The sequence below is a fragment of the Actinoalloteichus sp. GBA129-24 genome (genome assembly GCF_001941645.1).
Taxonomy (GTDB): domain Bacteria; phylum Actinomycetota; class Actinomycetes; order Mycobacteriales; family Pseudonocardiaceae; genus Actinoalloteichus_A; species Actinoalloteichus_A fjordicus.
Window position 1 is genome coordinate 4,392,918 of sequence record NZ_CP016077.1, and the last position, 25,869, is coordinate 4,418,786.

Sequence of the window (25,869 nt, forward strand, 5' to 3'; positions counted from 1 at the left end):
GCGCTCAGCCGGGCACCGAGCCTGCGGTGTCGATCGTGGTGAACGCGCCCCACAACAGCGGGGAGTGCTCGACGCCGCGCAGTTCCCGCCAGGCGGCGAGCCGCTCGCGCTGCCAGCGGGCCACGGCCCGCACCGGGTCGTCGCTCTCGTGTGCCGAGTCGATCGCCAGGATCGCGTCCTGGAGCGGGCGCACCGCCGGGTCCACGCCCGCGAGTCGCTGGAAGGCCAGATCGGTCGGCAGCGTCCACCGGGTGGCCGTGACGAGTTCGGCGCCGCCGTGGATCATCGCCGTGGCCAGCCCGAGGGCCTCGCCGAAGCGCAGGTCGCCGCCGCTCTCGCAGGCGATCAACGCGACGCGGCTGGGGATCGGCCAGCGCTCGGCGCCCGACTGCGGCACCTCGGTCAGGGTGTGCGTGCCCAGCAGCAGGTCCTTCGCCGACAGCGGCCGGTGACCTCGGATCGGCGGGGCAAAGCCGAGGGTGTCGGCGGTGCAGGCCAGGTGCAGTCGCGCGTCCTCGCTGAGCCCGGTCTCCGGCACCGAGGCCGTCACGTGCCCGACGTAGAGCAGCCTGCTCGCACCCGCACGGAGGGTCTCGCCGAGCCACTCCCGGTCGAGATCGGTCCGGCGGAACGCCTCGACGCCGCGCGCGGAACCCGGCTGCGGGGAGTCCGGCAGCACCGGCCGAAGCCTGCCTCGCCGTGCGTGCTCGGCGATGCGCCTGGTCAGCGGGGCGTCGGCGGACATCCGCCCCAGCACCGAGCCGAGGACGGAGTCGGCGCGGAAGCCGGGCACCCGAGGATCGAGGATCGCCGCGACCGGCAGGTCCCGTGACCCGGCCCAGGTGCGAACCGGCCGCGCGGGCGCGTGCACGATGCTCGCGGGAGCGAGCACGCTGACGTCGGCGATGTCAACGAATCGGATGTCCCGGTCGGGTGCCAACAGCTCCCACGGCACCTGCGCGAGGCGCGGCGAGGGCTGAATCCGCACGTGCGGCCGGATGCCGCGCACCATCAGCTCGTGCAGCACGACGGCCAGCCCGTACGGCAGGAACGTCCGCGACAACAGCTCGGCGAGGGCCAGCTCGGCCTCGTAGGCGGCGAACGCCCCGGACGTCAACGCTGCGGCGAGCCCCGGCGGACCGGCGTCGCCGAGGGCTCGCGCGCCACTTCCGTCCGATGTGGACGACGTGCCGCCCGGCAGTGCGGCGGTCAGCGCGTCGAGCGCGACGCGGAGCTGTTCCTCGGGAACGCGGGACGCGCCGGGCCGATCGAGGTCGTGCGTCCAGCGCCACGAGAGGTAGAGGTCCCCCGCGTCGGCCATCCGGAGCAGCACCGTCGGCCGGTCCCGATCAGGGCGGCCCGTCATGGTCACCATGCCGGAATCACCCTCGTCGCGCGGATCACGCCGCCGTAGCGCGCCGTGGCGCGGGCGAGGTGGGCGGCCAGCGCGACGACGCCGTCCTCGGTCACGGCCAGCCGGGGCGGCGGGGCGACGCGGATGCCCGCCCCCGCCGCGACGCCCGCAAGCGCCGCACCGAGCTGCAACGGGCCTGCCGCGTCCGCAGCAGGATCGGCGGCCGTCGCCGAGGGCACGTCCAGCAGCGTGGACGGCAGCACCGGCCCGGCCTCGCCCCGAGGCTCGGTGTCGGCCAGCGGACTGCCCGCGCACTGCGACTCGACGAGTTCGGCGACCAGGTGCCCGTCGCCCGCCGCCTCGGCCAGCCGGAACGCCAGGCTCAGTGCGGGCTCGGCGACCTGACGGCGCCACTGCGCACGCTGGTGTCCGTCGACGAGGGTGAAGCGCACCGCGTCGACGGCCAGGGCGGCGGGCACGGCCAGGGTCAGCGCACGCGGCAGCAGGGCGGGGATCGAGTGCGGTTCCCGTGCCATCTGGTGTTCGAGCAGGAGCGCGTGCCGGACGTCGAGTTGCGCGCAGGCCGCCGTCAGCCCGCGGGCCGCGTAGACGGCGTACGCCTGAGTCAGATACGCCTCGCCCTCGGCGTAGCGGCCTTCGGCGACGGCGGCGGTCGCCAACGGCAGCCGCACCTCCGCCGCCTCGACCACGGCACCGTGGTCCTCGAAGAGTCGGAGGCTGCGCAGGAACAGACTCGTCGACCGCGCCCGGTCGTCCCGGAGGCCTGCCAGGAAGCCCGACAGCTTGAGTCCCATCGCCAGGTGATGGGCCATGCCCGCGCGGGCGAAGAAGCGCTCCGCGTCGGCCAGCAGCACCGCCGCCTCGTCGAGCAGGCCACGTTGGAGATACATGATCGCCAGGTTCTGTCTGCTCTCGGCGGCGGCGATCGGGTTGTCCGCCGCCTCGAACGCGGTGAGGGCCTGGCGGGCAAAGTCCTCGGCCAGTGCGACCCGACCGGTCTCGTGATGCACGGCGGCCAGCGTCGCCAGCGGGTGGCCAGTCCGATCCGGAGCGACGCGCCCTGCGACGTCGAGAGCCTCGCGCGCGAGGCGGCCCGCGTCGGCATAGCGCCGCTGGTGCATCGCGACGGCGGTGAGCGACAGCAGACAGCTCAGCAGCAGCGCGCCGTGATCGACACCCGGCGTCGGGCTCGTGGCGGCCATGAGGAGATCCCGGGCCTGCTCCAGGGCACCCTGTGCCTCGGCAGGCTCGCCGACGTGCTGCAACGCCTGGGACAGGTTGACCAGCGCGCCCGCGCGTAACAGGTCAGTCGAGCCGTCCGCCATGCCCGCCCACCAGGTGATCGCCTCGCCGAAGCCCGCGATGGCGGCGGCGTGGTCGCCCAGTTCGTCGGACACGCTCGCGGCGTTGCAGCGGGCGCGGGCCCGCAGGTCCGCGAGCACGGGGGCGCGGGAGGCCAGCCGGGCCGCGCGGTCGAAGGAGTCCAGGGCCGAGGCGAGTTCCCCGCCGCCGAACGCGGTGGCACCGACCCGGAGCAGCTCGGCGATCTCGGCGGCCCGGTCGGGGTCGACCTCGGCGTCGGCGGGTCGGGCGGCGGCCACGGAGTCCGGGAGCGCTGCGGCGGGCGAGGCCGCTGGGGCGGGCGGCGCCGTGGTCGAGTACGTCGGGGCGTGGAGGTCGGGATCAACGTCGAAGTCGGTGAGCAGCTCCGGTTCTCGGCGCCGGGTCGGGTCCTCGCCGAGGAACGGGTCTTCGGGCATGTCAGAAGTCCTGTTCTGCGACGGCGAGTTCGGCGAGCAGCGGCGCGTCGACGTCCTCGCCTGCCGTTCCGGCGGCGTCGGCCGGGTCGGCGCGGGCCAGGCGATGCCGCACGAGGGCACGCACCCGATCCCGCACGGCACGGGCTGATTCTTCACCAGCACCGGGCTCGGCGAGACTGCCCAAGCGGGGCTCGACACCGCCCGCGCCGGGCTCGACCACTCCCCCCGCACCGGGCTCGACGACATCGTCCGAAGTGGACTTCGCCGCTCCGAAGCCGGGCAGACACACCTCGACCGCGAGCGGCGCCGTCGAGGTCGTCTGCGCGACGGCCTGGCCGACCCAGGTGTCCGACACCAGCCGCAGCGTGACGTCGAGCGAGTCCGTATCGGGCCGGTCGCGGGCGGTGGCGGCCATCATCACCACCGCGTGCGGCGTCAGATGCTCGGGAACCTCGGCACGCTGCGACTCGGTCAGGCCCGGCGCGGCGACGACGCTGACGACGACCACCGTGCGGGCGTCGACCCGCACCAGCTCCCAGGACACCGCCGACTCGGCCGCGTCGAGCAGACCGGGCGGACAATGCCGCCAGTCGGAGCCGCCGCTTCCCCTGGCCAGCACCAGCCCGCCCGCAGGCTCGGCGGCGACCGGGCCCGCCGCCAACGCGTAGTCCTCGGCGCGCGCGGGCGCGGTCACGACGTCGCCGGAGTCGCCGAGATCCACCGGGCCGTCGACGTCGCCGAACCCGGTCAGGTTCAGGTCGTCGAGATGCGCCCAGTCTCCGAGATCGTCCGGATGCAGGACGTCCTCGATCAGCTCCGCCGCCTCGCCCGTGTCCGCCGAGGCGAACAGCAGGTCGCACTCCTCGATCAGGTCGCCGATCTCGCGCGCGAGCAGCGTCTGATCGAGGGCGGGGATGTCGTCGATGGTCGAGGCGGGCCACCAACGGCTCGCCCACTGTGCGAAGGCGAGGCGGCGGGCTCGTGCCGCGAGACCGGGTTGTGCGGGAACGGCGGCGAGGAGGACGTCCGACCCGCCGCCCGGATCGGCGGAACCCGCCGGGCCGACGGCCCCGCCGGCATCCACCTCGGCACCCGCAACGGAATCCAGCTCGGCGCCCACGCCGGAGCCCGATCCCGCGCCCCCGCCGACATCCGATGCGACGCCCGCGCCAGCATCCACCTCGGCGCCCGCGCCGGAGCCCGACTCGGCGGCGAACCGGCCGAGGGCCACCGCCACCTGCTCGCCGTAGAGCGCCCAGACCCAGTGCTGCGCGAGGTCGACGTCATCGAGGACGGCGCAGGCGACGGGCGTGGTCCCGAGCACGCTCCAGGTCAGCTGCCCGCCCGCCACCGTCAGCACGGCGACGTCCACGCCCGGCTCGGCATCCAGGACGCTCGGGACGGCGAAAACGTCGCGAGGACCGGGCGTCCCCTCAGCGCCCGAGGGCGCAGCGGCGTCGTTCACCGCCGGGCGGGCCGCCGCCGGATCACCCGCCCCGTCGTCTTGAGTCGGAGCGCCAGGGGCCGTGGTCCCGGCGGGGTCGGCCCGCGCGGCGACCGGGCTGAGCACGTACAGCCCGTCGGCGGTGCGGCGTAAGAGAACCGCGTCATCCATCGCGGTCACCGGTTGCTCCCCGCCCCGGCGCCCGCCTGGTTCGCCGCACGCGGCGAGCGGAGGCTGAGGGCGTGCCGGACGCGGGTCCGGTGGTCCAGGATCACGGAGCGGGCGACGCCGTCGAGGACGTCCCACAGGTCCTCGACCCGGTCGGCCGGGGCGTCCCGCACATCGCGGCCGTGCAGCCGCACCCACAGTCGACGCAGGTAGGACTGCCACGGCGTGCGCAGGTCGGCGGCGAGCCGATCCAGCGGGTTCACCGGCTCGGCGACGTCGCCCCGGCGCGGCCTCGGCGTCAGCGCCAGCCGACGTGCCTGGAGCACATAGGCCTCCCGCCGCCACCGGCCGTTGACCACGCGATGAGCGGCGGTCTCCGGACCGGCGGCGGCAGCGGGCGCGGTCCCGGCGGCGGCCTCCGTCTCGGCGTCCGCCGCCCCGGGTGCCCCCTCGGTGCGCGCGGTCTCGCCGAGCGGCCGCAGGCCGATCGCCAGCCGGACGCCGACGGTCACCGCGACCCGCAGCGACTCCTCGGTGAGGCCCCACGGCGCGCAGGCCCGGCCGATCTCCTCGGTCACCAGCTCCGCGATCGGCGGCAGGTCGGCGCGGTCCGGGGCGGTCTGCAAGGAAGTGAAGACCCGTTCGTGGACGGTGCGATCCAGCGGCAGGCCCAGTGCGGCCTTCGACGCGGACGTGCCGATCTGCGGCATCCGAGGCGCGTGGTGCTCGGTCAGCCCGAGGTCACGAGCGGACCAGCCGTCCACTGCGGACGCAGGTGGCTCGCCGAACCCGATCGGCGCCGCCGCCCCGGAATCGACCGCCGCGCGCGGACCCCACAGCCGCACGCCCGCCGCCGTGCCCGCCCGCGCGACGGCCAGCTCCGCCAGGGCCGACGTCCCGGCGGCGGCCCTCGAGGGCGAGCCGGTGCGCGCCTGCGGGCCCGCGTTCAGGACGACGTCGATCAGCTCGATCGACGCGCGGGAACCGGCAGCCGCCCCGTCACCGCCGACCCCGGCCCGCCGGGCGGCCCAACTCGTCTCCACCAGCGCGGTCAGTTCCACCAGACGGCCGACGACGTGATCGCGCAACGCCTGCGTGGTGCGGCCGCCCGCCGCGCCGTGCAGCTCGCGCAGTTCCTCCGCCGCGAGGCGCCTGCCCGTGGCCTGCTCGGGTGCGCCGTCGGTCACCGCGAGTTCGTAGCAGCGTGGGAAGTAGAGGTCCTGCGGGTTTCCCTCGGTGATCCGCAGCTGCCGCCGCACCTGCTTGAGCAGGGTGAACCACGCCGCAGTATGGGCGAGCACCTCGGCGGCGCCGCTCACCAGCTCGACGAGCAGCGCGGCGCCTGCTCCGGTGACGAGCGGACCCGCGCAGCTCGGATGGAGCACCGGCCGGATCACCAGCGGATCGAGGATCAGTTTGACCGTGCGACTGAGCGGCCCGCCCTGCGCGTTGCTGAGCGCGCCGACGTCGTCGAGCCCGCGCCACACCTCGTCGAGCACCATCGCTCGCGGCCGCACGACGGCCGACCCGGCGGGCGCCGAACTTACGCGAGGCCGGGCGTCGGGGCTGGTCGACATGCCGCGAAGGCTATGCGCGCCGGAGTCGGGGCGGCAAACCTGGGATCGGTAGCGCGGCAGGGATTCCTAACGTCGCTCGCATCGGCTCGACACCACCGAATCACCGAGCCGCCGAGTCTCCCTCGCGGGGCGTCGAACGCCCCGCCGTCGAGAAGGACGAGCCATGAGCAGGATTCTTCGCGTGATCGCCCTGCTGTTCCTCGCGGGATCGGTCGGCTACTACCTCTGGTACGGCCTCACCGATCAGGCGGGCAGCGAGTACGGGCTGAGCTGGGTCGGCCCGCAGATGATCGCGCCGATCATCGCCGTGAGCCTGGTGCCGATGGTGTTCGCCTTCACGGCCGCGAGCGTGCTGAGCGCGATGTCCGGGAAGAACAGCGCGGCCTTCCGCGACGGCGCGATCGGCGTCGGCACGGTGACCTCCGTGACGCCCACCGGGATGCAGCTCAACGACCAGCCCGAGGTGCGGATCGAGCTGACCGTCGAGTCCGCCGACGGCCGGATGTTCGCCTCCGAGGCCAGGATGGTCGTCGCCGTGACCGAACTCGGGCTGGTGCGGCCCGGCGTGCTGCTGCCCGTGCGGTACCTGCCCGGCCGCACCGACCGCGTCGAGATCGACCGCTCCGGCGACGCCGCCTCGGCGCAGGAGGTCATGAACCAGGTGATGATCCGCAAGGGCCTCACCACCCCGGCCCGGTTGGACATCGTCCGGCGCGGCGTCAGCGCCAGGGCCGTCGTGCAGTCGATCGTCGCCCACGGCGAGGTGCGCGACGGCAACCCGCGCATGATCATCGGCGTCACCGTGACCCGCCCGGACGGCACCACCTTCAGCACCGAGGCCGACCGGTTCCTGATGCCCGGCGTCGTGGCACAGCTGAAGATCGGCAAGGTCCTCGGGGTGCACTACCTGCCCCACGACGAGAAGGAGATCGTCCTGTCCACCCCCGCCAATGCCTGACCACGCGGCGCCGCCTGCGATGCGCGGCGCCGCGACGTCGGGGACCGCCCCGACGCACCCGGCATGCCTGCACGCGCGACGCCGCTGCGGGCTCCGGGGCGACCGGGGCTTCGGGCACCGCTGCCGAGATCCGAGCAGGCGGCCGCCGAAGGCCGTTTGCGGGGCGTGCGGCCACTTCCGCGCCTCGCCGTCTCGATCATCGACCATCCGCAGCCTGCTCTCGATCGCCGAGCGCCGAGATCAGGTCTCGGCGTGGGCCAGGTACGACAGGGCGATTCGTGGCGGGTGCCGGTGGTGGTCGTCGCCGGTTCGGACCGCACCGCCGACCGGATCGAGACGGGCCGGGGCGGGTGCGTCAGGCGCCGGTCGTCGGCTCGGGGTCCGGGGTGACTCCGGTGACGTCGGCCGTGACCTGCCACAGCCTGCCTGCGAGCACCGAATCCCGTGCGGCCGCCGAGCGGCGGGCGGGCCCGGCGGGGCCGCGGATCTCGAACAGCCCGGTCGGGCCAAGGTAGTCCCCGCCGTGCACCTTCCCGGTGGCCGCGAGGAGCTGGGCGGCGATCCCGGCGGCGACCGGCTGCGAGAGGAGTCGCTCGGGGAGCACGAACAGGCGGGCGCTCCAGTTGCCGCCCCGGGCGAGGCCGTTGCTCAGCAGTTCCGACGTCGTCATTCCCGGGTGGGCGGCGACCGAGAGCACCGGGTCCCCGGTCCGTCGCAGTCGTCGATCGAGCTCTGCGGCGAACAGCAGGTTCGCGAGTTTCGAGGCCCCGTAGGCGCGCGTGGGTGCGTAGCGCCGACGATCCCAGTGCAGGTCGGTGAGGTCGAGTCGCCCGGTGCGGTGTCCGAGGCTCGACGTCGTCACGACCCGCGAGGGCAGCCCGGTGCTGCCTGCCGCCCGCAGCGCGGGCATCAGGAGCCAGGTCAGCGCGGCCGGGCCGAAGTGGTTGGTCCCAATCTGTAACTCGAACCCGTCGCGGGTCAGCAGATGCGGGCCCAGCGACACGGCGGCGTTGTTGATCAGCACGTCGATCCGGTCTTCGGTGCGGTCCCGGATGTCGGCGGCGGCGGTGCGGACGGAGGCGAGATCGGCCAGGTCGAGCAGGACAGCCTCGGCGCTGCCTCGGTCCTCGAGTCCGGCCCGCACCTGCGCGACGGCCGCCGCGCCTCGGTCGGCGTCGCGAACGGTCATCAGCACGCGGGCACCGGCCCCGGCCAGCGCCCCCGACAGGGCGAGACCGAGGCCGGACGTCGTTCCGGTGACGACGATGGTGCGGCCGGTGAGGTCAGGAAGGAATTCGTACGGCTGTGCCATCAGAGTGTCTCCCGTGCGGGTGAGTTCATTCGAGTGAGCAGGCCGATGTCGTGCACGCGAAGCGAGGCGGACCGGGCGCTCACGCGGTGCGACCCACGAGGGAGAGCCGACCTCGATCACGAGTTCTCCGAAGAGGTCTCAGACCCGACCGGCCCACTCGGCGTAGGACGTCCAGGCCAGCAGGCTCGCCCGACTCTCGAACCGCCGGGGCTCGCCGCTGATCGGGTCGGTGAACTCCAGTGTCGTGGCCAGCAGTTGCAGCGGACGGCGGAAGTCGTCCAGCGCGGTCTCGACGAGGGTCGGGTAGAAGTCGTCGCCCAGGATCGGCACGCCCAGCCCGCTCATATGCAGGCGGAGCTGATGCGTGCGCCCCGTGCGGGGTTGCAGCCGGTATCGGCCCAGTCCGTCACGCTCCTCGAGCAGCTCGACGCGGCTCTCACTGTTGGGCGGGCCGTCGACCTCCTGCGCGGTGATGATCCCCCGCTCTTTGACGATGCGACTGCGGACCGTCCGGGGCAGGTCGAGGGCGGGATCGACGGGGGCGATCGCCTCGTATTCCTTGTGCACGCGCCGATCCCGGAACATCGTCTGATATGCCCCGCGCCGCTCGCGGCGGACGACGAACATGACCAGGCCCGCGGTCACCCGGTCCAAGCGGTGGGCGGGGCTGAGCGCGGGCAGGTCCAGCTCTCGGCGCAGCCGCACGAGTGCGGTCTCCAGGACGTGTCTGCCCCGGGGGATCGTCGCCAGGAAGTGCGGCTTGTCCACCACCACGAGGTCGTCATCCCGGTGCAGGACCCGGATATCGAAGGGCACCGGCACCTCGTCGGGCAGGTCGCGGTGGAACCAGACGAAGGAGTCGGGCCGATACGGAGCGTCGGGGGCCACCGGGCCGTCGAGCCCGACGATCTCCCGTCCCGCCAGCATCGCGTCGATCCGGGCGGGGGCGACCATCGGCAGCCGCTCCACGAGGTGGTCTCGGATGGTCGCCCAGGGACCCTCGGCGGGCAGTTTGAGCCGCGCCGGATCGAGGCCGTTGCGCTGCGGCAGCGGCGAGGCGAGCTTCCGTCTCATCCCGCCCAGCCTATCCGGCCCGACGGCCTGCCCTGCCTCTCGTACTCACCGCAGGCCAACCCGGCGGGCATCCGGGGCGGGCGAGCTACATCGAGGCGGGCCCGTCCGGCTCGGCGGTCAGCAGGGCGAGGACCTCGTCGTCGGAGGTCTGGTCGAAGTCCTGGTACCACTGGCCCACCGCGACGAAAGACGACGGCAGCGAGAGACACACCACCTCGTCCGCCTCGGCAGCGAGGGCCTGCGCCGCGTCCGGCGCGCAGGCAGGCGCGGCGAAGACCAACAGGCGCGGCTCGGTGCGTCGCAGGGCCCGCAGGGCCGCCGTGGCGGTGACCCCGGTGGCCAGGCCGTCGTCGATCACCAGGACGTCGCGTCCTCGGGTCGGTGTCGGCGGCCGGTCGCCCTGATACCGGAGGACCCGTCGCCGGGCCTCCTCACGTTCCTCGGCGCACGCCCGGCTGAGGTCGCGCACGTCGAGCCCGAGCATGGTCAGCGTCTGCTCGGCGTAGTAGGGCGGACCGTCCGCGGTGACCGCCCCGACGCCGAACTCCGGCTGGCCGGGGACGCCGATCTTCCGGGACACCGCCACGTCCAGCGAGGCGCCCAGTTCCCAGGCGACCTGAGCGGCCACCGGCACCCCGCCCCGGGCGAGGCCCAGCACCACGGGGTCGTGCCAGGCACGTCCCCGCAGGCGGGCGGCGAGCAGCCGACCCGCCGCCGGTCGGTCAAGGAAGACTTCGGGCGCGGTAGCCATGTCAGAAGCCATACCCGACGGCGGGTCGCGGGTAAACACGCGGGGTGCCCGCCGGGCGCACCGGGGCGCGGCCGGGCCCGCGGCAGGCGGGGACGCTCTGCCGTGCCCCGCCCCCGCACGTCTCGGCTCAGCCGGTGAAGAACTCCGTCAGCACCGGCGCCAGCGCGGCCGGGGCCACGTCGTGGTCCTGGCCGTCCAGGATGCGCTGTCGGCCGCTGGGCACGGCGTCGGCGAGTGCCCGCGAGGTCTCCTGCATGCCTGCGGGGCTCTTTCCGCCTGCCAGGACCAGCGTGGAAATGGTCACGGCGGCGGCGGAATCGGTGGGCAGCGATCCGTCGCCCATCACGGCGTTGTCGTAGAGGAGCGTGTGCGCGAGTTCTTCGAGACCGGCCCAGTTCGGCGTCGCGCGCAGCCGGGCGATGGCCTCGGCGGACATCCCGGTGGAGGTGAGGAACAACGCGACGGCCTCGCCACGCCGCCCGGTGGACACCAGTTCGCCGAGTCGGGTCGTGTACTCGGTCGAGCCCTCGCGGGGCCCGTCGGTGACGATGAACGGCGGTTCGTAAAGCGCCAGTCTGCTGATCGACAGCCCGGTCGCGGCGGCATCGAGCGCGAGCGCCGCCCCGGAGGAGTGGCCGTAGACGAGAGCCGAGCCGCCTGCCGCCTGGATGACGGCGTCGAGGTCCTCGACCTCTCGTGCCACGGCGTAGGGCGCGGTGTCGCCGCTGTTCCCCCGGCCGCGTCGGTCGTAGGCGAACACGGTGAAGCGCGCCGACAGCACCTCGGCGAGCGGCGCCGCCGAGGCTCGGGTGTTGAAGGCGCCGCCGACCAGGATCACCGCAGGCCCCTCCCCCGAGCGGTCGACGGCGATTGCGGTGCCGTCGTGCGATGTCACTGTGCCCATAGTCTTGTCGCTCCCCTATCGGTGGATTCGTCTGCTGAACCGAGGAACCTTCCCATCGTCGGCCGACACCTGCGCGGCGGACGCGCGCGACTGAGGGGGTGATCTCATCAACGGCGCGTATCCGCCTCGTGACAACCGCCTGATCCGACCGGTTCGAGTAAACCCTGGTGAGCAGCGAAGACCACGCCGTTCGCCTCCTCGCCGCCGAGACGGGCGCGGGTTCGCACCACCCGGTGCGGGTCGGCGATGACCGTGCGTGTCCGGGACGATCCGGCCGGAAGATGCCAGGCGGGCGGCGGGAAATCCGCACTCGGCAATCAGTCGGCAGGTGCCGATGAGAGCCGATCGGCGCAATTCCTCATCCCTTCGGAAGATCCGGTGAGCCGACACCGGATATCCGGCTGCACAGCGTATCCGGATACCGATCGGGTAATGCTCTGCCGCGCAGGAACAGGACGAGCGTCAGGTGGTCTAACCTGATCAGACCGGTGATTCCCCAAGTATGTTTCGGATTCACGGGCTCGATGGAATGGGTTTCGCCCAACCATGCGACGAGACGGGAGTGAAAGTCATGGGAAAGAAGGACTCCGACCGTGACGGCCAGGGCGACGCGCAGCCGGAGAAGTGGGAGAACTGGGGAAGCAAGGACGACCAGAACAAGCATGAGAGCGACGACAAGTAAGGCGGAAAGGGACGTGACCGACTGGCGTGCACAGCTGACCGTGCCGCGTGCCCCGTTCATCCCGCAGGTGGTGTGGGTCGACGACCCGGCGACAGGCGACTTCCGTGCGGTGTCGAGGAACGACGACGAACCGCGTTGGCAGGCGCTGGTCGACGTCGACGAGCCGATCGTCACCCAGGTCGACGACGGCGCGACGGCGCCGGGAGACGCCGGGCGGCAGCCGTCCAGCTCGTGCAGTCAGCCGTCGTTGGTCGCGGCCATGCTCACCACGCTGGACGTGCACGCCGGGCATCGCGTGCTGGAGATCGGGGCGGGCACCGGCTGGAATGCCGCCCTGTTGTCCGCGCGGACAGGCGCGGCCGGGCACGTCGTGTCGGTGGAGGTGGACCCGGCCGTCGCCGAGGGCGCCCGCCGGGCGCTGGCCGAGATCGGCGCCACGCCGTCGGTGGTGACCGGTGACGGCACCAGGGGTTACGCGCCCGACGCGCCCTATGACCGGGTCGTCTGCACCGCGTCGGTACGCGCGATCCCGCGAGCCTGGCTCGAGCAGACCCGGCCCGGCGGCGTGATCCTCGCGCCGTGGGGCACCGACTACGGCTCGGACGCCCTCACCCGCCTGGTGGTCGACGAGGCGGGCGGGGCGTCCGGTCGGTGCGGGCGAGGCCTGTCCTTCATGCGGATACGACAGCAGCGCCGGGACTTCCTCGAACCGAGCCGATCGGCGATGGCGACGGCTGCAACGTCGCAGACCACGCGCCGCGGCCGGGAGTTGTTCGAGATGGTCGCCTTCGCCGAGGCCGCCTTCACGATCGGGCTGCGAGTGCCGTCCTGCTACCTCACGGTGGAGGATCTCGACGCCGACCACCGCCGGATCGAGCTGCACGACGTGCGGTCCGCGTCCTGGGCCCGGGTCGGACTCGTGCGAGGTGCGGACCCGTGGACGGTGCACCAGCTCGGGCCGCGTCGGCTGTGGGACGAGGTCGACGCCGCGTATGCGTGGTGGTGTGCGGCGGGCCGCCCGACGCCGGACCGCTACGGGCTGACCGTCACCCCCGCAGGCGACCACGAGGTGTGGATCGACATCCCGGAGGACGCCCGACGATGGGCGCTGCCCGCAGAGCGTCCGGGGCCCGGACGCTGACGCGACGCCGCGCAGGCGAGGAATGCCCGATGGGCACGGGCGGTCAGCGCACGACGGGGCCCGCCCGGCCGGAGCCGTCGGCCCGGCGTGGGCCGGTCGATGTCGAGCGGCACCCTCGCCCGTCGTCGTCTCGCCCTTGCTCCGGAAGACGATTCGCGCCGCGAACAGCACCAGAGGTCGCCGGAGGGTGCTCAGGCCGAACGCCGTGATGCCGTCGCCGATAGTCCCGGAAAACCTGCGAGGCCGACGGGAAGCCGCCTACGCTGACTCGCCGGGGAATGGGTCAAGCCGATGACGGCTCGTCGGCGGCGACAGAACACCGGGGGTGCACTTGGGCATGTGGGGGACGGCAGGGGTCTCGCTCGACGCGATACCGGTCCTGATGATCTCATCCGGGGCCGTGGCGGGGGCGGCAGCGGACTCGGGGTCGGCGGCGCAGGCGAGCTGCACCGTGACTCGACCGATTGCGGCGGCATCGCGGGCGTGGTTCCCGCAGGCACCGGAGTCGACTGCATCCTCGGAGTCGGCAACCCGGGCTCGACGGTACGCGCCGCACCGCACCGTCTGCGGGTCTGCGACGGCAGGGTCATCGGCGGTAGACGGCGTAGCCGGTCCGGCGGCCCGCGCTGCCGTGGAGACCCGTCGGCGCAGCGTCGGAATCCGCATCGACGGGACCTACGGACCGCAGACGCAGAACGCAATGCGGTGGCGTGGGGCGCGACCCTGCACCGACTGGTTCACACTGCCCCGGCCGCACGAGACCGAACACCAGGTCGCTGCCGTCGCCCCGGTCGCACGCGAGCCCTTCGCTCGCACCGTGAGAGAACTCCGCGGGTCGACGGAGACAACGGGGCCCGTAGTCGGCTGAGATCGCCGCTTCCCGCAGGACACGACGGCACGGGCAGATCCGACACACGACGTTGCACGCTCGCCGGATCTCTCCTGAGTTCCCCATCGGCGATGGAAAGGACCCGACGAGACCATCATGAGACAGGCTCCGCCCCCACCATCGAATTCTCGCGTTCGGCTGATCGTGGGATACACGGCTGTTGCGGCCGTTCTGCCGTACTTCATCCTCAAGCTGATCTGGATCTCCGGGTCCGACATCGGGATCATCCGGACCTCGTCCGTCGATCCGGCAGTCCTCCAGGGCGGGAACATCGCCACGGCGGCGCTGGAGATCATCGCGGTCGCGATCATCATCGTGTTCACCCATGCCTGGGGCTCGCGGGTGCCCGCGTTCCTGGTGCTCGCACCCACCTGGGTGGGAACCGGTCTGTTGGCGCCCTTCGTCATCACCGGCCCGGTCGTCGCGGCGTCCGCCCTGACCAGCTCGTCGAGCGTGGGTGACGGCTCGCTCGCGCCGTGGGTCGGCCCGTTGGTCTACGTCAGTTTCGGCGCCCAGGCGATCGGCATCGTCGCGTCGTTCGTGCTGTATGCCCGCGATCGGTGGCCGCACGTGACGAAGGGATGCGTCGGAGACCACCCGGCGGGTCCTGACCAGACGGTGGTGATGCTGTTCGCCCGGCTGAGCACCGCACTTCTCGCCGTGGTGGCCGTCGCACGTCTGTCGTGGGCCCTCGGCTCGACGGCGGGGCTGTCGCCTCGCCTCATCGAGAGCAGAGGCATCGCAGAGCGGCTCTCGGACGCGGGTACGGCCTTGTTCGCCGTCGCCGCAGCCGCCGGACTGCTCATCCTGGCGTTCCGCCGCCCGCCAGGACAGCGCACCGTGCTGCCGGTCGCGCTCGGCTGGATCGGCGGCGGTGCCGTCTTCGGCAGCGGGCTGTACCCGACGGCGCTGCTCCTCGCGGGCGTCGCGGGTTCGGGGACGACCGCGACACAGACCGGCCTGGTGCCGTTCGTCGACCTGATCCAGCTGCTCACCGGCACAGTGATCGCGGTGACCGGCGCGTTCGTCCTCGCGGACCTGAACACGCGGGCAGCCGAGCGCCGAGTCTGACGCGGCCGACCGATCGACGAGCGCTGTGCAGGCGGGCCCCACGGCCCGAGCGATCGGTCTGCCGCACCCGGGTCGTGGCTCAGACCCGCGCGGCGCCGCCTTTCCGCGCGGGCGCGGCCGGCGTGGCCCGCCGGAGACGCCCCGTCTGCTCCGGTGTGCTCCCGAAGAACCGAGCTCGTCTCCCTGGAACGGCCTGCCGATTCTCCGAGTTCATCCCACGTCATCGGCCACTGCGTTCTCCACGTTCGTCCCGCCCCTCGGACCGCACCGGAATTCGAGATCAGGTGACTACCCGGATGAAGCACGTTGCCTGCACCGTCACTGCGATGAGCTGGGCTGGACGCGACGGCTGCCCTGCGTAGGGCCGGTCGGGCATCAGGTAGTCCGAGTGCCTGCGAAGATTCTCGGCACCGTGCATCACTTCCCGCCGAGCGCCAGGAATCGGTCTGCGGCGGCGACCGGAGAAGGCGGCGGGGGTCCCCTGCGGCGCGGCGCCCTGCCTGGATGCGCAGGGCGCCGCGTTCGGCGTGTTCCGTCCGGGAACGGCAGCGGGGCGGGTGGCCTGCGCGCGGAGCGGTCAGCCATGCCGGGGACCGGGTGGTGCGACGCCGACCGAGGACGACCTGCCGCAGGACCGCGCACGCGGTTCGCCGGGGCATCCGGATCGACACCGACGCACGGGTCGACGGCGCACGATCAGGTGCGAGTCGACGAGACTGCGGGCGCGACGGCAGCCGACGCCCCGGCTCAGTCCGCCGCCCGCAGGTGTTCCTGCGCCCAGTCCTCGAAGCTGGTCAGCGGGATGTCGAGGGCCCGCGCGAACTCGGGGCGGGCGGGCTGACCCGCGACGTTGACGAGCTCGTGTGCGGCACCCATCCCCGGCATCCCGGCGGCCGTGGCCTCCGCCATGGTCATGTCCGGCGCGGTCAACTCGACGCCCAGCGCACGCGAGAGGACTTCGGCGATGTCGGTCATCGACATGTAGTCGCTGGCCAGTTCCAGTTCGACGCCGTGGAACCGATCCGGATCGGCGATCGCCGCCGCGGCCGCCCGGCCGATGTCGTCGACCGCGACCAGCGAGATCATGGTCGTGGGCTTGAGAATGCTGACCAGGCCGCCCTCGACGCCGCGCGGGAACAGGAATGCCATGGCGGGCAGGAGGTTGTCCGTGAAGAAGGCGGGCTTGAGGATCGTGAAGTGGGTGAAGCCCGCCTCCCGCACTCGGTCCTGAATCGCGGTCTTGGCGGTGTAATAGGGCTCCACCGCCGCCCAGCGGCCTTCGGCCCAGCCTTCGATCTCGGTGTGCTGCCCGGCCCCGGAGACCGAGGTGTGCACGAACTGCGGCACGCCGGCAGCCCTGGCGCCCTCGATGAGGTTGACGGCCTGACGCACCTCGCCGTCGAAGTCGATCCCGGCGTCGGACATCTCGGGCAGCTGCACCGAGAAGACGGCGCGGGTGCCCTCGGCGGCGCGGACCACGGAGTCCCGGTCGTGGAGGTCACCGGTCACCAGCTCGACACCGAGCGCCTCGACCGCCTTCGCGCGGTCGGTCGAGGGGTCGCGGACCAGTGCCCGGACGGGAACGTCCGCCGCGAGCAGGGCGCGGGCGGTGGCGCCGCCCTGCCTGCCGGTGGCGCCGGTGACCAGGACGGGGGCTGAATCGATGGGCATGACGGCCTCTCTTGACACAAGATCGCATTAAACGGCGGGGCCCGCCGTTTCTCGTTACGCTACCATACGGAGGCCCCCGCCATTTAAGCAAACCGTGAGGTGAACGCCATGCCTGCCCAGCGTGCGGACGCCCGGCGCAACTACGCGCGCCTGCTCGTCATCGCCGAAGAGGAGGTCGCCGCGCACGGTGCCGAGGCGTCCCTGGAACAGATCGCCCGCACGGCCGGCGTCGGCTCGGCCACCGTGCGTCGGCACTTCCCCGGACGGCGCGCACTGCTGGAGGCGGTGTTCCGCAACCGGGTCGAGGCCCTGTGCACCCTGGCCCGCGACCTGGTCGACGACCACGATGCCCGGACCGCCCTGCTGACGTGGCTGAGCGCCGTCACCGCCTATGCCTCCTCCGCGCGCGGGATGGCCGTCGCACTGAGCCCCGACCCGACGGCAGGCTCCGACCCGACACCCGAGAGCGCCTGCTGGGCGGTGGCCGAGGCGGGCGAGCCGCTGCTGCGTCGCGCCGTGCAGGACGGCGCGGTGGCACCGGGCGTGGCCATGGTCGACCTGATCGCGCTGATCACCGGCATCGCGTTGACCACCGAACATCACTCGGACCCCGCCGCCGAGGCGGACCGGCTGCTGCGGCTGACAGTGGCGGGGATCAGTCCGCAGCAGTGAGACCGCCGATCGGCTGCCGCTCCGGGGACGGCCGCAGCGGAGGGTCCGAGCACAGCTCCGGCGGTGCTGGTGCGGCCCCGCAGGCAGCCGAGCCCTGCGGCCCGCACCCGCCCCGCCACACCGTCGAATGCGACCGGTGCAAGCAGACGAGAACAGACCGGTGTCCGGCCGGAATCCGCGACGACGATGGACGGCTGTCCGAAACCGACATCCGCAGGGCGGCAGGCCCGGCGCCACGCTCGATGAGCCGCGCGACCGTAGGCGAACCCGGTCAGGGTCTCCGTTCCCACTCGGCGGCGTCGTCGTCCGGCCCGGTGTCGGCCAGGCGTCTGCGGGCCTGCTCCATCGCAGCGGCGACGGCCTCGTCCAGGGAGTCGAAGGCGTCGGTCCGCTGCCGGTCGTCGAGCACGGCCGAGGTCATGACGGACACGGCGCGTCGAATTCCGTTGTAGACGGCCGATTTCGCCCGTTCCAGCTCGCGGAGCACGTCGGGGTGGGTGACCTCGGTCGCCGCGACGGCGGCCGAGGCGAGTGCGTCGGCCTTCGTCTGGATGGGATGCGTGTTGCGGGGTCGCCACACGAACCGCTTCGGCACGCCTTCCTCGGCGGCGGCCTTGACGAGGTCCTCGACCATGTTGAGACCGAGGAGGGACAGGGAGATCCCGAGCCGCCGGTAACCGCGTCTGCGCTGCGCGCCGGTGGAGTTGATCAGCAGATTGAGGTGTTCCGCCGCCATCCTGCTGTCGGTGACGACGGTGACCGGGTCGCCGCGCTGGTAGAGGGAGGCGGCGTGCACGGCGGCCATCACCTCGGCGGAGTGGGAGTCCCAGGAATGTCGCGGGTCGAGCCGCCCGGAGTCGTGCCAGCCGCGACCGGTGACCACGCCCCAGCCTGCGGAGCGGTTGGCGGGCCGGAAGCTGGCGTCGGCGGCCACGACGAATCCGTCGCCGACGATCAGGGCCGGATCGGGGTCGTGGTCGACGAGCCGGCGCAGCAGCTTCGGAATGCCGGTGCTGCGGGTGATCCAGTGGTGTTGGCGGTTGCTGGTGCTGATCGCGTGATGCCGTCGGATGCCGCAGTCCGGGACGGCCTCGGCGGTGGCGGCGTGCAGGGCGTCGTCCACGGTGCCGGGCACGATCCCGTGCCACGACTCGCGACAGCGGGGACACCAGGTTCCCCAGAACACGCCGCCTTCGACAGCGGGCAGCAGCCAGACGTGCAGCAACGGTCGATTCTCGGTGCCGGGACAGCAATGGACGCGGCGGCCGTCGGCCGGTTCGGGGACGGGGTTCGGTTCGGCGCTGCTCGGCCCGGCGGGGCTGCCGTTCGATTCGGGGACGTGCTGATTCGTCATCGGCAGTCCGGGCAGCAGATCGCGGCGAAGGGCATCCGATCGCCGGGGGTCAGGACGGTCCGCGATCCCCCACAGCGACGGCAGGACCGGCGTCGCCGGGACGACGGCGCAGACCAGACACGCACGCCCGGCCGGAACCGCCGAGCAGGCCGGGCCGGTCGGCTCGGCTCGATGACGCCGGTCGGCGGCGAAGCCTCGACGGCACTGCGGCCGACGGCGGGGAGATCGGCGGCGACGGATGCGGCGGGCAGGGATTCGGCAGGCGCAGACGCGCAATCGAGGAGTCCGACACGGTCGGGATGATCAGTCATCGTCGTGCCCCCGCTCGGTGTCCAGCGGCGGGAGTCCGCAGAGTTCGCGGGCCCGGTCCTGGCAGTCGGCGCAGGTGGTGATGCGGCCGAGGCAGCGCCGGATGAGGCGGACGGCCATCGTCGTGCCGCAGAGGGTGGGGACCTCGGCGCCGACTCGGGGCGTGCCGGTGGTGCGGACGTCGACGGCGTGCCGGTCGGCGATCTCGCGCATCGTGGTGGGGACGTCCTGCCACCACACGGTCGTCTCGGTGCTCATCGTGGCTCTCCGGTGAGGTGGTGGACGGTGCGGGTCAGCGCCGAGGCCAACTCGGCGCGGCGCGGAATGCGCCAGGGCAGCCGCGCGGCGCCCGAGGCGAGGGTGAGGACGGCCTGCGGGCCGAGGACGGCGACGTGCAGCCGCCAGGCCCGGTGATCGCGGCCGACCACGGTGATCGCGATGGCGGCGGACGGGCGTTCGGTGGCCACCGCGCCGAGCAGGACCCCGAGCGAGTCCACGGTGACCGAGGCCAGCCCGTGGCCCCGAATCGCCAGGGTGACCGAGCGGGACCGCCGATCGGCGACCAGGACCAGCGACTCCGGGCGACCCGAGCGCGAGTCCACCGGTACCGCCACCGCACACGACTCGCCGGGGGCGGCGACGGACTTCGATCGAGTCCGGGCTGCGGTCGCTCGCCCGGCCGAGCCTGCGGGCAAGGCCGCGAGGAGCGAAGCAGCCGAGCCGCTCGGCACCGCCGAGAGCCGGGCAGGCAGTCGGGCCGAGAGCCAGGAGGCCGGGCCCGCAGGCGACGGCGGCCGAGTCGATTGGGCAGTGCGGGCCGGGCAACGAGACGGATCAGGGTGCAGCGGTGTGGATCGAGAGACGGCGGAGCCGGTCACGAGTGATCACCGTCCACCGGCCAGAGGACGACGCCGAGATACGACCGGATGCGCAGGGCGGGCAGGCGACGCAGCGCGCCGACGGACCCCCAACGGGAGGGCAGCCCGGCGACCCAGCGCCGCCGACGCTTCAGGCGGGTGCTCATCCGGCCACCGCCAGCAGGGGACGAAGATCGCGGGGACGACCGACGACGGCGAGGCAGTCGCGGCACATCTGCCACTCGAAGAAGCAGAAGTCCATCGGCCGCCGGTTCATCGGATGAAACGGGGCGTCGGGAGCACAGCGGGGTGCGACGGCCGGTGCGGGCCGGACGACGGCGGAGTCCTCGGGATCACCGAGGTGGGTGTCTCCGTGGTCGAGGGAGCGGACGAACCAGGCGGACATGGCGACTCCGGAAAGCAGGAGGGACAGGGACGGACGTTCTTCTCAGCGGCGCCGACGCCGAGGTCGACGCGCGTGACCATCGCCCCGCACACCGCCACGGCGACCAGGTGATAGGTCGAGTCGAGCCGGTGCTCCAGCCGCCGGAACACGCCGACATAGCGACGAGCAGGCGGCGGGACAGGTAGGGAACCGGCGAGGGCACATTCGCGACCACCATCCTGCGAATGCCACAGGTGATCGGTCATCAGCTGATCCAGCGAGGGATCTCCCAGAGCGACAGACATGCGCTACACCTCCGGTATCGGCTGGTTAGCTCAGCGTGAGCGTCCTGCCAGGAATGGTGTGTAGCTGTGACACATAAGGCAAGCCGTGTCATCCATGACGAGCTGCAATCAATCGCGTACCTTGTGTCACATGAGCCGCATGACTAGAACGCCGAGGGCCCGAGCTGTCGGCTACGCCTTGCGCACAGTCCGCGAGAAGAACGGCCTGTCAGCACGGGAGGTCGGGCGCCGGATCGGCATCCACCCGACGCTCGTGGGGCGCATCGAGGGCGCGACGAAAGTGCTCTCACTTCAAGACATCTCGGCACTGCTCGGGGCGATCGAAGCTTCACCCGAACAGAGGAAGCATGTACTCCGCCTCGCACAGGACCTCGGGCGTCCGAACTGGCACGGGTCGGCTTCACATGTACCAGCGCAGATCCAAACCCTGGTCATGTACGAGCAAGAAGCTGAAACGATCACGGCGGTGTCGCTAGCCCTCGTCCCTGGGCTGTTGCAGACGAGGGAATACGCGCAAGCGATCATCGTCGGTGACCGACCGGGCGACGGTGATCGACTGATGACACGCATGGGACGACAGGAACTCCTTCGCCGTGAGGACCCGACCCAGATGACAGCGATTCTCGATGAGTCGGTACTGACGAGGGCCGTCGGCGGCCCGGCCGTGATGGCCGGGCAACTACGCCACCTGCTACGCCTCGTAGAGTCAGGGATCGTGGATGTGAAGGTCCTGCCGTTCACCGCAGGCGCTCACGATGCGCTCTCCGGGCCGTTCGATCTGCTCGAGTTCGCCGACGCACCACCGATCGTTTACGTAGAAAGCCTGGGCCGAGGTGAGTTCATCGACGAGCCCGAAGAAGTCGGAGAGTTCATCGAAGCGCGAAGTAACGTACTTGAGATCGCAATGAGCACGGCCGACACGGCGGCCCTCATCGCATCCCATGCACACCGTCACGCAGAGAGCGAGCAAACGCATGACGCTACACCTGACAGGCTGGCATAAGGCCAGCTACAGCGGGAAGAACGGAGGCTGCATCGAGGTCGGCACAGCCCCCGGCATCGTCGGCATCCGCGACACCAAAAACCGCAACGGCGGAACCCTCATCGTCGACAGCGCCACCTTCAGCACCTTCCTGACACAGGTGAAGGCCGACCAACTTCGCTGAGGACGAGGTGACTCGTGTGGTCCCGCCGCCAGCACAGCGGCGGGAACACACGGCGCGGCTGTCCGCCAAGGACTACCCATCGCAAATCGCCATCGTCGAAGGGACCCTCTATGACCGCAGTAGACCACTGGCGGAAATCCTCACGTTCCGCAGCTCAGACCGACTGTGTCGAGGTTGCGGATGCGCCGGGCATCGTCGGCATTCGCGACACCAAGAACCGAACCGGCGGCACACTCGTCGTAGACCGAACGGCCTTCAACACGTTCCTGGCACAGCTGAAGGCCGACCGGCTCCGCTGAGCACGGCCCAGCAGTGTGGTCCCGCCGCGAGCACAGCGGCGGGAACACACCGCCCCAGCCACATCGGCACTGGTCACCGCTGATCACCTTCATCGAGGAGATCCTCCATGGCTGTCTTGCAGTACTGGCGCAAGTCGTCACGATCCGCGACCGAAACGAACTGCGTCGAGATCGGCACCGCTCCCGACATCGTCGGCATCCGCGACACCAAGAACCGCGACGGCGGGACGCTGCGCGTCACCCCGGCCGACTTCGCCGCCTTCCTGACAAGGATCAAGACCGAGCGACTCCACTGAACACGGCCCCCGCGAACACCGCCGCCCGACTCCCCACCGCACCCGCCCACGCCGTCCGAACCCGCCACATCACGGCGCGAGAACCACCACCCCACCCCTTGACCACCGCCGACCGACAGGTAGACCCCGCCAACGTGGAGTGCCTGTCGGCGCGGGCTCGGGATGCGGCATCATGGGCTGAAGTCAACTCAGGGTGAGGAGTCGTGCATTGTCCGTCACGGAAGTGGTGGAGCAGCTACGACAAGCGCACGCCTTGCTGACGGTGGCACGCGAGGCAACGATCGTGGCGGAAGCCGCGATCAGCGAAGGAAGGGAGATCTTCGACCACGCCACCACAGGCTCAGTCTGGCCCCAAGTACCCGAAATCCGCCGCCTCGGCCAAGAAGCAGGCGACGACGTCCGACTAGCACACAACGCCATGATCCAAGCCCAACAGATCATCGACGACTACTGCCACACCATCGCAGGCCACAGCGCAGCCGGACCCGAGACCACACCAGGAACAACCACCGGACCGACAGCACGACCTGCCGAGACAGCCCCATCGTCCACAGTTGACATGACGAGCAAGGAATCGGACGCCACCGACCACCGCACGCACTACGCGGAGTGGATCGGCGAACGAGAACGCGCAGGCGTGGTCATCAGACCTAAAAACGTCACCCGCATGACCAGGATGCCGAACGGGCGGATCGTCTGGATAGAAGAGAAGAACCCAGACGGCGGCCAGGATCACATCCTGGATGACGATCGCATCGACGAGTTCCGCAGGATGGGTGTGCCAGAAGAAGACATCATGGATCTCGTGTTCACCGCGCTCGACCGGGGAACGGTGGTCGGATATAGTGGGAAGGATCGGCCAGTATACGAGGTCGTGTTCAAAGGCGAGAGGCGGCGCGTGGCCATCACCGTAATGTGGACTGGCATAATCATTGGCGCACATCCTATTTCCCGGAAGCGAAAACTACGCACCCGTCTTCATAGGAGTTGAATTGTCTCGTTCTATTACGATATCGCTACTTGTCGGTTGGCAGGAAGATCCGTTCTACTATGACTGGTATGACCCCGAACAATACAGTCACTCCATCGAAGAAGCCGCCGAAGAACTCCAACTCTCCGCCGACCTCGTCGCCGACATCACCGCCTGGGACGACGAATACCAGGCAACCTACGACCCAACCGGATCACGCGGACTAGAGTCCGGATTCGCCTCACCCGAGGCAGAGGAAGAATGGCGAGAACGAGGAAAAATTCTCGCCGCAAGAATCAAACAGGAGTCACCCGTCGTCGCAAGCGTCAGCTACCGTGCAAATGGGATAATACCGCCCGGCACGTGCATGTTCTAAGCAGCAGGATAAACCCTTTCGCCGCCCAACCCTCAATGGAGGACCACTGAACCGATCGGTTGCGATATCGATACTGACAGGCTGGCAGGAGGCGCCATTTTATTGCGACCTTGAGTCGGACCCCGATGAGTATAACCACTCGATCGAGCAGGCCGGCGCCTTCCTCAAGCTGCCCGCCGACCTGATTGAACAATTGAAGAAGTGGGACGCGGAATATCAAGCCACCTACAATCCCAACTGCTTTCATAGTTCCGGATTCTCGTCGCCGGAGACCGAGGAGGAATGGCGGGAGCGAGGAAAGATGCTCGCCGCTCGAATCAAGCAAGAGTCGCCCATCGTCACGAGCGTGAACTACCAGGCTAACGGCGCGATTCCCTGGGGCACCTGCATGTTCTGATCGATGCCAACCGAAAATCTCCCCGCCACGTGCTCATCAAAGTGGAGGACATGTTGAGCCGTCCAGTCGTAGTGTCGCTACCAGCAGGACTGGAACCCGGCTTCCCGCCAACCGAGGCAGAGACAGCATGGTGCGCACGACGGAAGATGCTCGCCGCACGAATCGAACAAGAGTCACCCATCCTCCTTCACCGTTCGCCTGACTAGTATTCACGCAGGACGTAACAAGCCAGCCGTTGAAAACGATTTCGTCTTACACAAGGTGATCTTCTGGGAGGCGTCGATGTTCGGTGGACGGAAGCGGCAGGAAGAGCTCGAAGCGGCGCAACGCGAGAACCTGTACCTGCGCGGCGAGCTCCAGCGGCTGGGCGCGCTCGGGCCGATCGGCCTCCGGAAGGAGATCGCCGCCCTGACCCAGCGACACCACGCCGAGCAGACCCGCTACCACCACGAGACCTCGGCGATGAACACCGCGATCGGCCAGCTGAAGAATCAGCTCACGGCCCTGCGGGCCGAGGTGGTCGAAACCGATGATGCTCGACTGATGCAAGAGGTGGGGGTTTATCAGTACCGGCACGTGCTTTCGGACGCCGAGGCGTATAAGGCCGAGATCGAACGACTGAAAGCCGCCATGAAAGACATGACCCGATCGAAGTCCGCCGTCAACGCATCGAGCAGCTTCCACTACAATAATTCGCTCGCCCAAGGACGCAAGTTCGTTGGAGACCTGTCGAAACTCATGCTTCGCGCCTATAATGCGGAAGCCGAGAACTGTGTCCGCGTGTTGAAGGCGGGCAACCTCGCGTCGGCCGTCAAGCGCTTAGAGACCGCTGTCCGGACGATCGAGAAGCTCGGAATCATGGCGGCAATCCGAGTCAATCCCACTTACCATGCGATGCGGGTTCGAGAACTCGAACTCACCGCCGATTACCTGGCGAAGAAGCAGCAGGAGAAGGAAGAAGAACGGGACCGGCGGGCCGCTCTCCGGGAAGAACAGAGGGCGTTGCAAGAATACCGCCGCGAGCAGGAACGGCTACTCAAGGAGCAGGGACACTACCGCAACGCCGTCGCAGCTCTGCGGGCGAAGGGAGATGCGGACGGCGCGGCCGAACTCGAACACAAGCTCGCCGAGATCGAAGCTGCACTCGGTGGCATCGAGGAACGACAGGCCAACATCCGCGCAGGCTACGTCTACGTGATCAGCAACATCGGCTCGTTCGGTCCTGATGTCGTCAAGATCGGGATGACCCGCCGTCTTGAGCCGATGGACCGGGTGCGCGAACTCGGCGACGCGTCGGTGCCCTTCCGGTTCGATGTGCACGCACTGTTCTTCTCGCACGACGCGGTGAACATCGAGCGTCAGCTGCACACCGCATTGGAAGCTCGCAGGCTGAACCTGGTCAACCGGCGGCGGGAGTACTTCAGGTGTACCCCGGCGGAGGTCAAGATCCTGCTGCACGATCTCGCCGGGAACCTCCTCGACTACCGGGACGAACCCGAGGCGTTCGAATACCGCCAGAGCCTGGGCGAGGCTCCTGCGCTTGTTACCTGAGGCCGAGTCAACTGCGCGCGCAAACGTCATACAGAACCGCGACGGCGGGACGCTCCTCATCACCCCGATCGCCTTCGCCGTCTTCCTGACAAGGATCAAGAGCGACCAACTCCCCTGAACACGGCCCCCAAGAACACCACCGTCCGACTCCCCAC

The 25,869-nt window shown here is 70.6% G+C and carries 26 protein-coding genes; 12 read left to right on the top strand and 14 right to left on the bottom strand.

What is annotated here, in order from left to right; genetic code table 11:
- Nucleotides 1-4 precede the first annotated feature (4 nt).
- Genes UA75_RS18895 through UA75_RS18910 form a run of 4 tightly spaced genes read right to left on the bottom strand, consistent with a single transcriptional unit; the run spans nucleotide 5 to nucleotide 6,324 of the window.
- Entirely contained in the window at nucleotides 5-1,375 is a 1,371-nt protein-coding gene (locus tag UA75_RS18895) for a CHAT domain-containing protein (protein ID WP_232237321.1), read from the bottom strand.
- Complete coding sequence (locus UA75_RS18900; RefSeq protein WP_198042772.1) at nucleotides 1,369-3,135, bottom strand: tetratricopeptide repeat protein; 1,767 nt, start codon at nucleotides 3,133-3,135, stop codon at nucleotides 1,369-1,371. Before UA75_RS18900 ends, UA75_RS18895 begins: the two co-directional genes overlap by 7 nt.
- Before the next feature lies 1 nt (nucleotide 3,136).
- Nucleotides 3,137-4,759, bottom strand: coding sequence for a hypothetical protein (locus UA75_RS18905; protein WP_075741383.1), 1,623 nt, complete (start codon nucleotides 4,757-4,759; stop codon nucleotides 3,137-3,139).
- Nucleotides 4,756-6,324 carry a hypothetical protein gene (locus tag UA75_RS18910; protein WP_232237322.1) on the bottom strand — a complete coding sequence of 523 codons (1,569 nt, stop codon included), beginning with the start codon at nucleotides 6,322-6,324 and terminating at the stop codon, nucleotides 4,756-4,758. Before UA75_RS18910 ends, UA75_RS18905 begins: the two co-directional genes overlap by 4 nt.
- 163 nt (nucleotides 6,325-6,487) lie before the next feature.
- Here UA75_RS18910 and UA75_RS18915 point away from each other — a divergent pair, with 163 nt between their 5' ends.
- On the top strand, nucleotides 6,488-7,282 hold the full coding sequence (locus UA75_RS18915) for a hypothetical protein (RefSeq protein ID WP_075741385.1): 795 nt from the start codon (nucleotides 6,488-6,490) through the stop codon (nucleotides 7,280-7,282).
- 355 nt (nucleotides 7,283-7,637) lie between these two features.
- On the opposite strand, the gene UA75_RS18925 is transcribed toward UA75_RS18915, so the two are convergent.
- The 4 genes from UA75_RS18925 to UA75_RS18940 all read right to left on the bottom strand — a co-directional run bounded on the left by UA75_RS18925 (nucleotide 7,638) and on the right by UA75_RS18940 (nucleotide 11,323).
- Nucleotides 7,638-8,594 carry an oxidoreductase gene (locus UA75_RS18925; RefSeq protein WP_075741387.1) on the bottom strand — a complete coding sequence of 319 codons (957 nt, stop codon included), beginning with the start codon at nucleotides 8,592-8,594 and terminating at the stop codon, nucleotides 7,638-7,640.
- Between the two features lie 138 nt (nucleotides 8,595-8,732).
- A complete protein-coding gene (locus UA75_RS18930; protein WP_075741388.1) occupies nucleotides 8,733-9,668 on the bottom strand; it encodes an RluA family pseudouridine synthase in 936 nt (311 codons plus the stop codon).
- 85 nt (nucleotides 9,669-9,753) lie between these two features.
- Complete coding sequence (locus UA75_RS18935) at nucleotides 9,754-10,419, bottom strand: phosphoribosyltransferase (RefSeq protein WP_075741389.1); 666 nt, start codon at nucleotides 10,417-10,419, stop codon at nucleotides 9,754-9,756.
- 127 nt (nucleotides 10,420-10,546) lie between these two features.
- Nucleotides 10,547-11,323, bottom strand: a complete 777-nt coding sequence (locus tag UA75_RS18940; protein WP_075741390.1) for an alpha/beta fold hydrolase — start codon at nucleotides 11,321-11,323, stop codon at nucleotides 10,547-10,549.
- Between the two features lie 695 nt (nucleotides 11,324-12,018).
- On the opposite strand from UA75_RS18940, the gene UA75_RS18945 reads away from it, so the two are divergent.
- Together UA75_RS18945 and UA75_RS18955 are read left to right on the top strand one after the other, a co-directional pair.
- The gene (locus UA75_RS18945; protein WP_198042773.1) at nucleotides 12,019-13,146 is read left to right on the top strand and encodes a methyltransferase domain-containing protein; all 1,128 of its coding nucleotides are present in this window, start codon (nucleotides 12,019-12,021) and stop codon (nucleotides 13,144-13,146) included.
- Between the two features lie 1,033 nt (nucleotides 13,147-14,179).
- Nucleotides 14,180-15,106: a hypothetical protein gene (locus tag UA75_RS18955; RefSeq protein WP_075741393.1), complete on the top strand. Its 927-nt coding sequence runs from the start codon at nucleotides 14,180-14,182 to the stop codon at nucleotides 15,104-15,106.
- A gap of 747 nt (nucleotides 15,107-15,853) precedes the next feature.
- Here the strand turns inward: UA75_RS18955 and UA75_RS18960 are convergent.
- Nucleotides 15,854-16,777, bottom strand: coding sequence for an NmrA family NAD(P)-binding protein (locus UA75_RS18960; RefSeq protein WP_075741394.1), 924 nt, complete (start codon nucleotides 16,775-16,777; stop codon nucleotides 15,854-15,856).
- Nucleotides 16,778-16,885: 108 nt separating this feature from the next.
- On the opposite strand from UA75_RS18960, the gene UA75_RS18965 reads away from it, so the two are divergent.
- Nucleotides 16,886-17,449, top strand: coding sequence for a TetR/AcrR family transcriptional regulator (locus UA75_RS18965; RefSeq protein WP_075743957.1), 564 nt, complete (start codon nucleotides 16,886-16,888; stop codon nucleotides 17,447-17,449).
- Nucleotides 17,450-17,720: 271 nt separating this feature from the next.
- Here the strand turns inward: UA75_RS18965 and UA75_RS18970 are convergent, their stop codons facing one another.
- The 5 genes from UA75_RS18970 to UA75_RS18990 form a co-directional block, all read right to left on the bottom strand.
- Complete coding sequence (locus UA75_RS18970) at nucleotides 17,721-18,803, bottom strand: hypothetical protein (protein ID WP_157434286.1); 1,083 nt, start codon at nucleotides 18,801-18,803, stop codon at nucleotides 17,721-17,723.
- A 303-nt stretch (nucleotides 18,804-19,106) separates the two neighbouring features.
- Nucleotides 19,107-19,370: a hypothetical protein gene (locus tag UA75_RS18980; protein WP_075741397.1), complete on the bottom strand. Its 264-nt coding sequence runs from the start codon at nucleotides 19,368-19,370 to the stop codon at nucleotides 19,107-19,109.
- Nucleotides 19,367-19,714: a hypothetical protein gene (locus UA75_RS18985; protein ID WP_157434287.1), complete on the bottom strand. Its 348-nt coding sequence runs from the start codon at nucleotides 19,712-19,714 to the stop codon at nucleotides 19,367-19,369. The genes UA75_RS18980 and UA75_RS18985 overlap by 4 nt, the downstream gene beginning before the upstream one ends.
- 272 nt (nucleotides 19,715-19,986) lie before the next feature.
- A complete protein-coding gene (locus UA75_RS33130) occupies nucleotides 19,987-20,136 on the bottom strand; it encodes a hypothetical protein (RefSeq protein WP_157434288.1) in 150 nt (49 codons plus the stop codon).
- Nucleotides 20,133-20,375, bottom strand: a complete 243-nt coding sequence (locus tag UA75_RS18990; RefSeq protein WP_075741399.1) for a hypothetical protein — start codon at nucleotides 20,373-20,375, stop codon at nucleotides 20,133-20,135. Before UA75_RS18990 ends, UA75_RS33130 begins: the two co-directional genes overlap by 4 nt.
- Nucleotides 20,376-20,789: 414 nt before the next feature.
- Here UA75_RS18990 and UA75_RS18995 point away from each other — a divergent pair, with 414 nt between their 5' ends.
- From UA75_RS18995 to UA75_RS19025, 8 genes are all read left to right on the top strand, one after another.
- Nucleotides 20,790-21,662 (top strand): helix-turn-helix domain-containing protein, encoded by an 873-nt coding sequence (locus tag UA75_RS18995; RefSeq protein ID WP_075741400.1) that lies wholly within the window; start codon nucleotides 20,790-20,792, stop codon nucleotides 21,660-21,662.
- Nucleotides 21,634-21,825: a DUF397 domain-containing protein gene (locus UA75_RS19000; RefSeq protein ID WP_075741401.1), complete on the top strand. Its 192-nt coding sequence runs from the start codon at nucleotides 21,634-21,636 to the stop codon at nucleotides 21,823-21,825. Before UA75_RS18995 ends, UA75_RS19000 begins: the two co-directional genes overlap by 29 nt.
- Nucleotides 21,826-21,935: 110 nt before the next feature.
- Nucleotides 21,936-22,124, top strand: coding sequence for a DUF397 domain-containing protein (locus tag UA75_RS19005; protein ID WP_075741402.1), 189 nt, complete (start codon nucleotides 21,936-21,938; stop codon nucleotides 22,122-22,124).
- Between the two features lie 107 nt (nucleotides 22,125-22,231).
- Nucleotides 22,232-22,420, top strand: coding sequence for a DUF397 domain-containing protein (locus UA75_RS19010; RefSeq protein WP_075741403.1), 189 nt, complete (start codon nucleotides 22,232-22,234; stop codon nucleotides 22,418-22,420).
- A 208-nt stretch (nucleotides 22,421-22,628) separates the two neighbouring features.
- On the top strand, nucleotides 22,629-23,411 hold the full coding sequence (locus UA75_RS33135) for a hypothetical protein (RefSeq protein ID WP_157434289.1): 783 nt from the start codon (nucleotides 22,629-22,631) through the stop codon (nucleotides 23,409-23,411).
- A 1-nt stretch (nucleotide 23,412) separates the two neighbouring features.
- On the top strand, nucleotides 23,413-23,766 hold the full coding sequence (locus UA75_RS33140; protein WP_075741404.1) for a hypothetical protein: 354 nt from the start codon (nucleotides 23,413-23,415) through the stop codon (nucleotides 23,764-23,766).
- Nucleotides 23,767-23,959: 193 nt separating this feature from the next.
- The gene (locus UA75_RS33145) at nucleotides 23,960-24,163 is read left to right on the top strand and encodes a hypothetical protein (protein ID WP_157434290.1); all 204 of its coding nucleotides are present in this window, start codon (nucleotides 23,960-23,962) and stop codon (nucleotides 24,161-24,163) included.
- Between the two features lie 261 nt (nucleotides 24,164-24,424).
- Nucleotides 24,425-25,714, top strand: coding sequence for a DUF4041 domain-containing protein (locus tag UA75_RS19025; RefSeq protein WP_157434291.1), 1,290 nt, complete (start codon nucleotides 24,425-24,427; stop codon nucleotides 25,712-25,714).
- Nucleotides 25,715-25,869 lie beyond the last annotated feature (155 nt).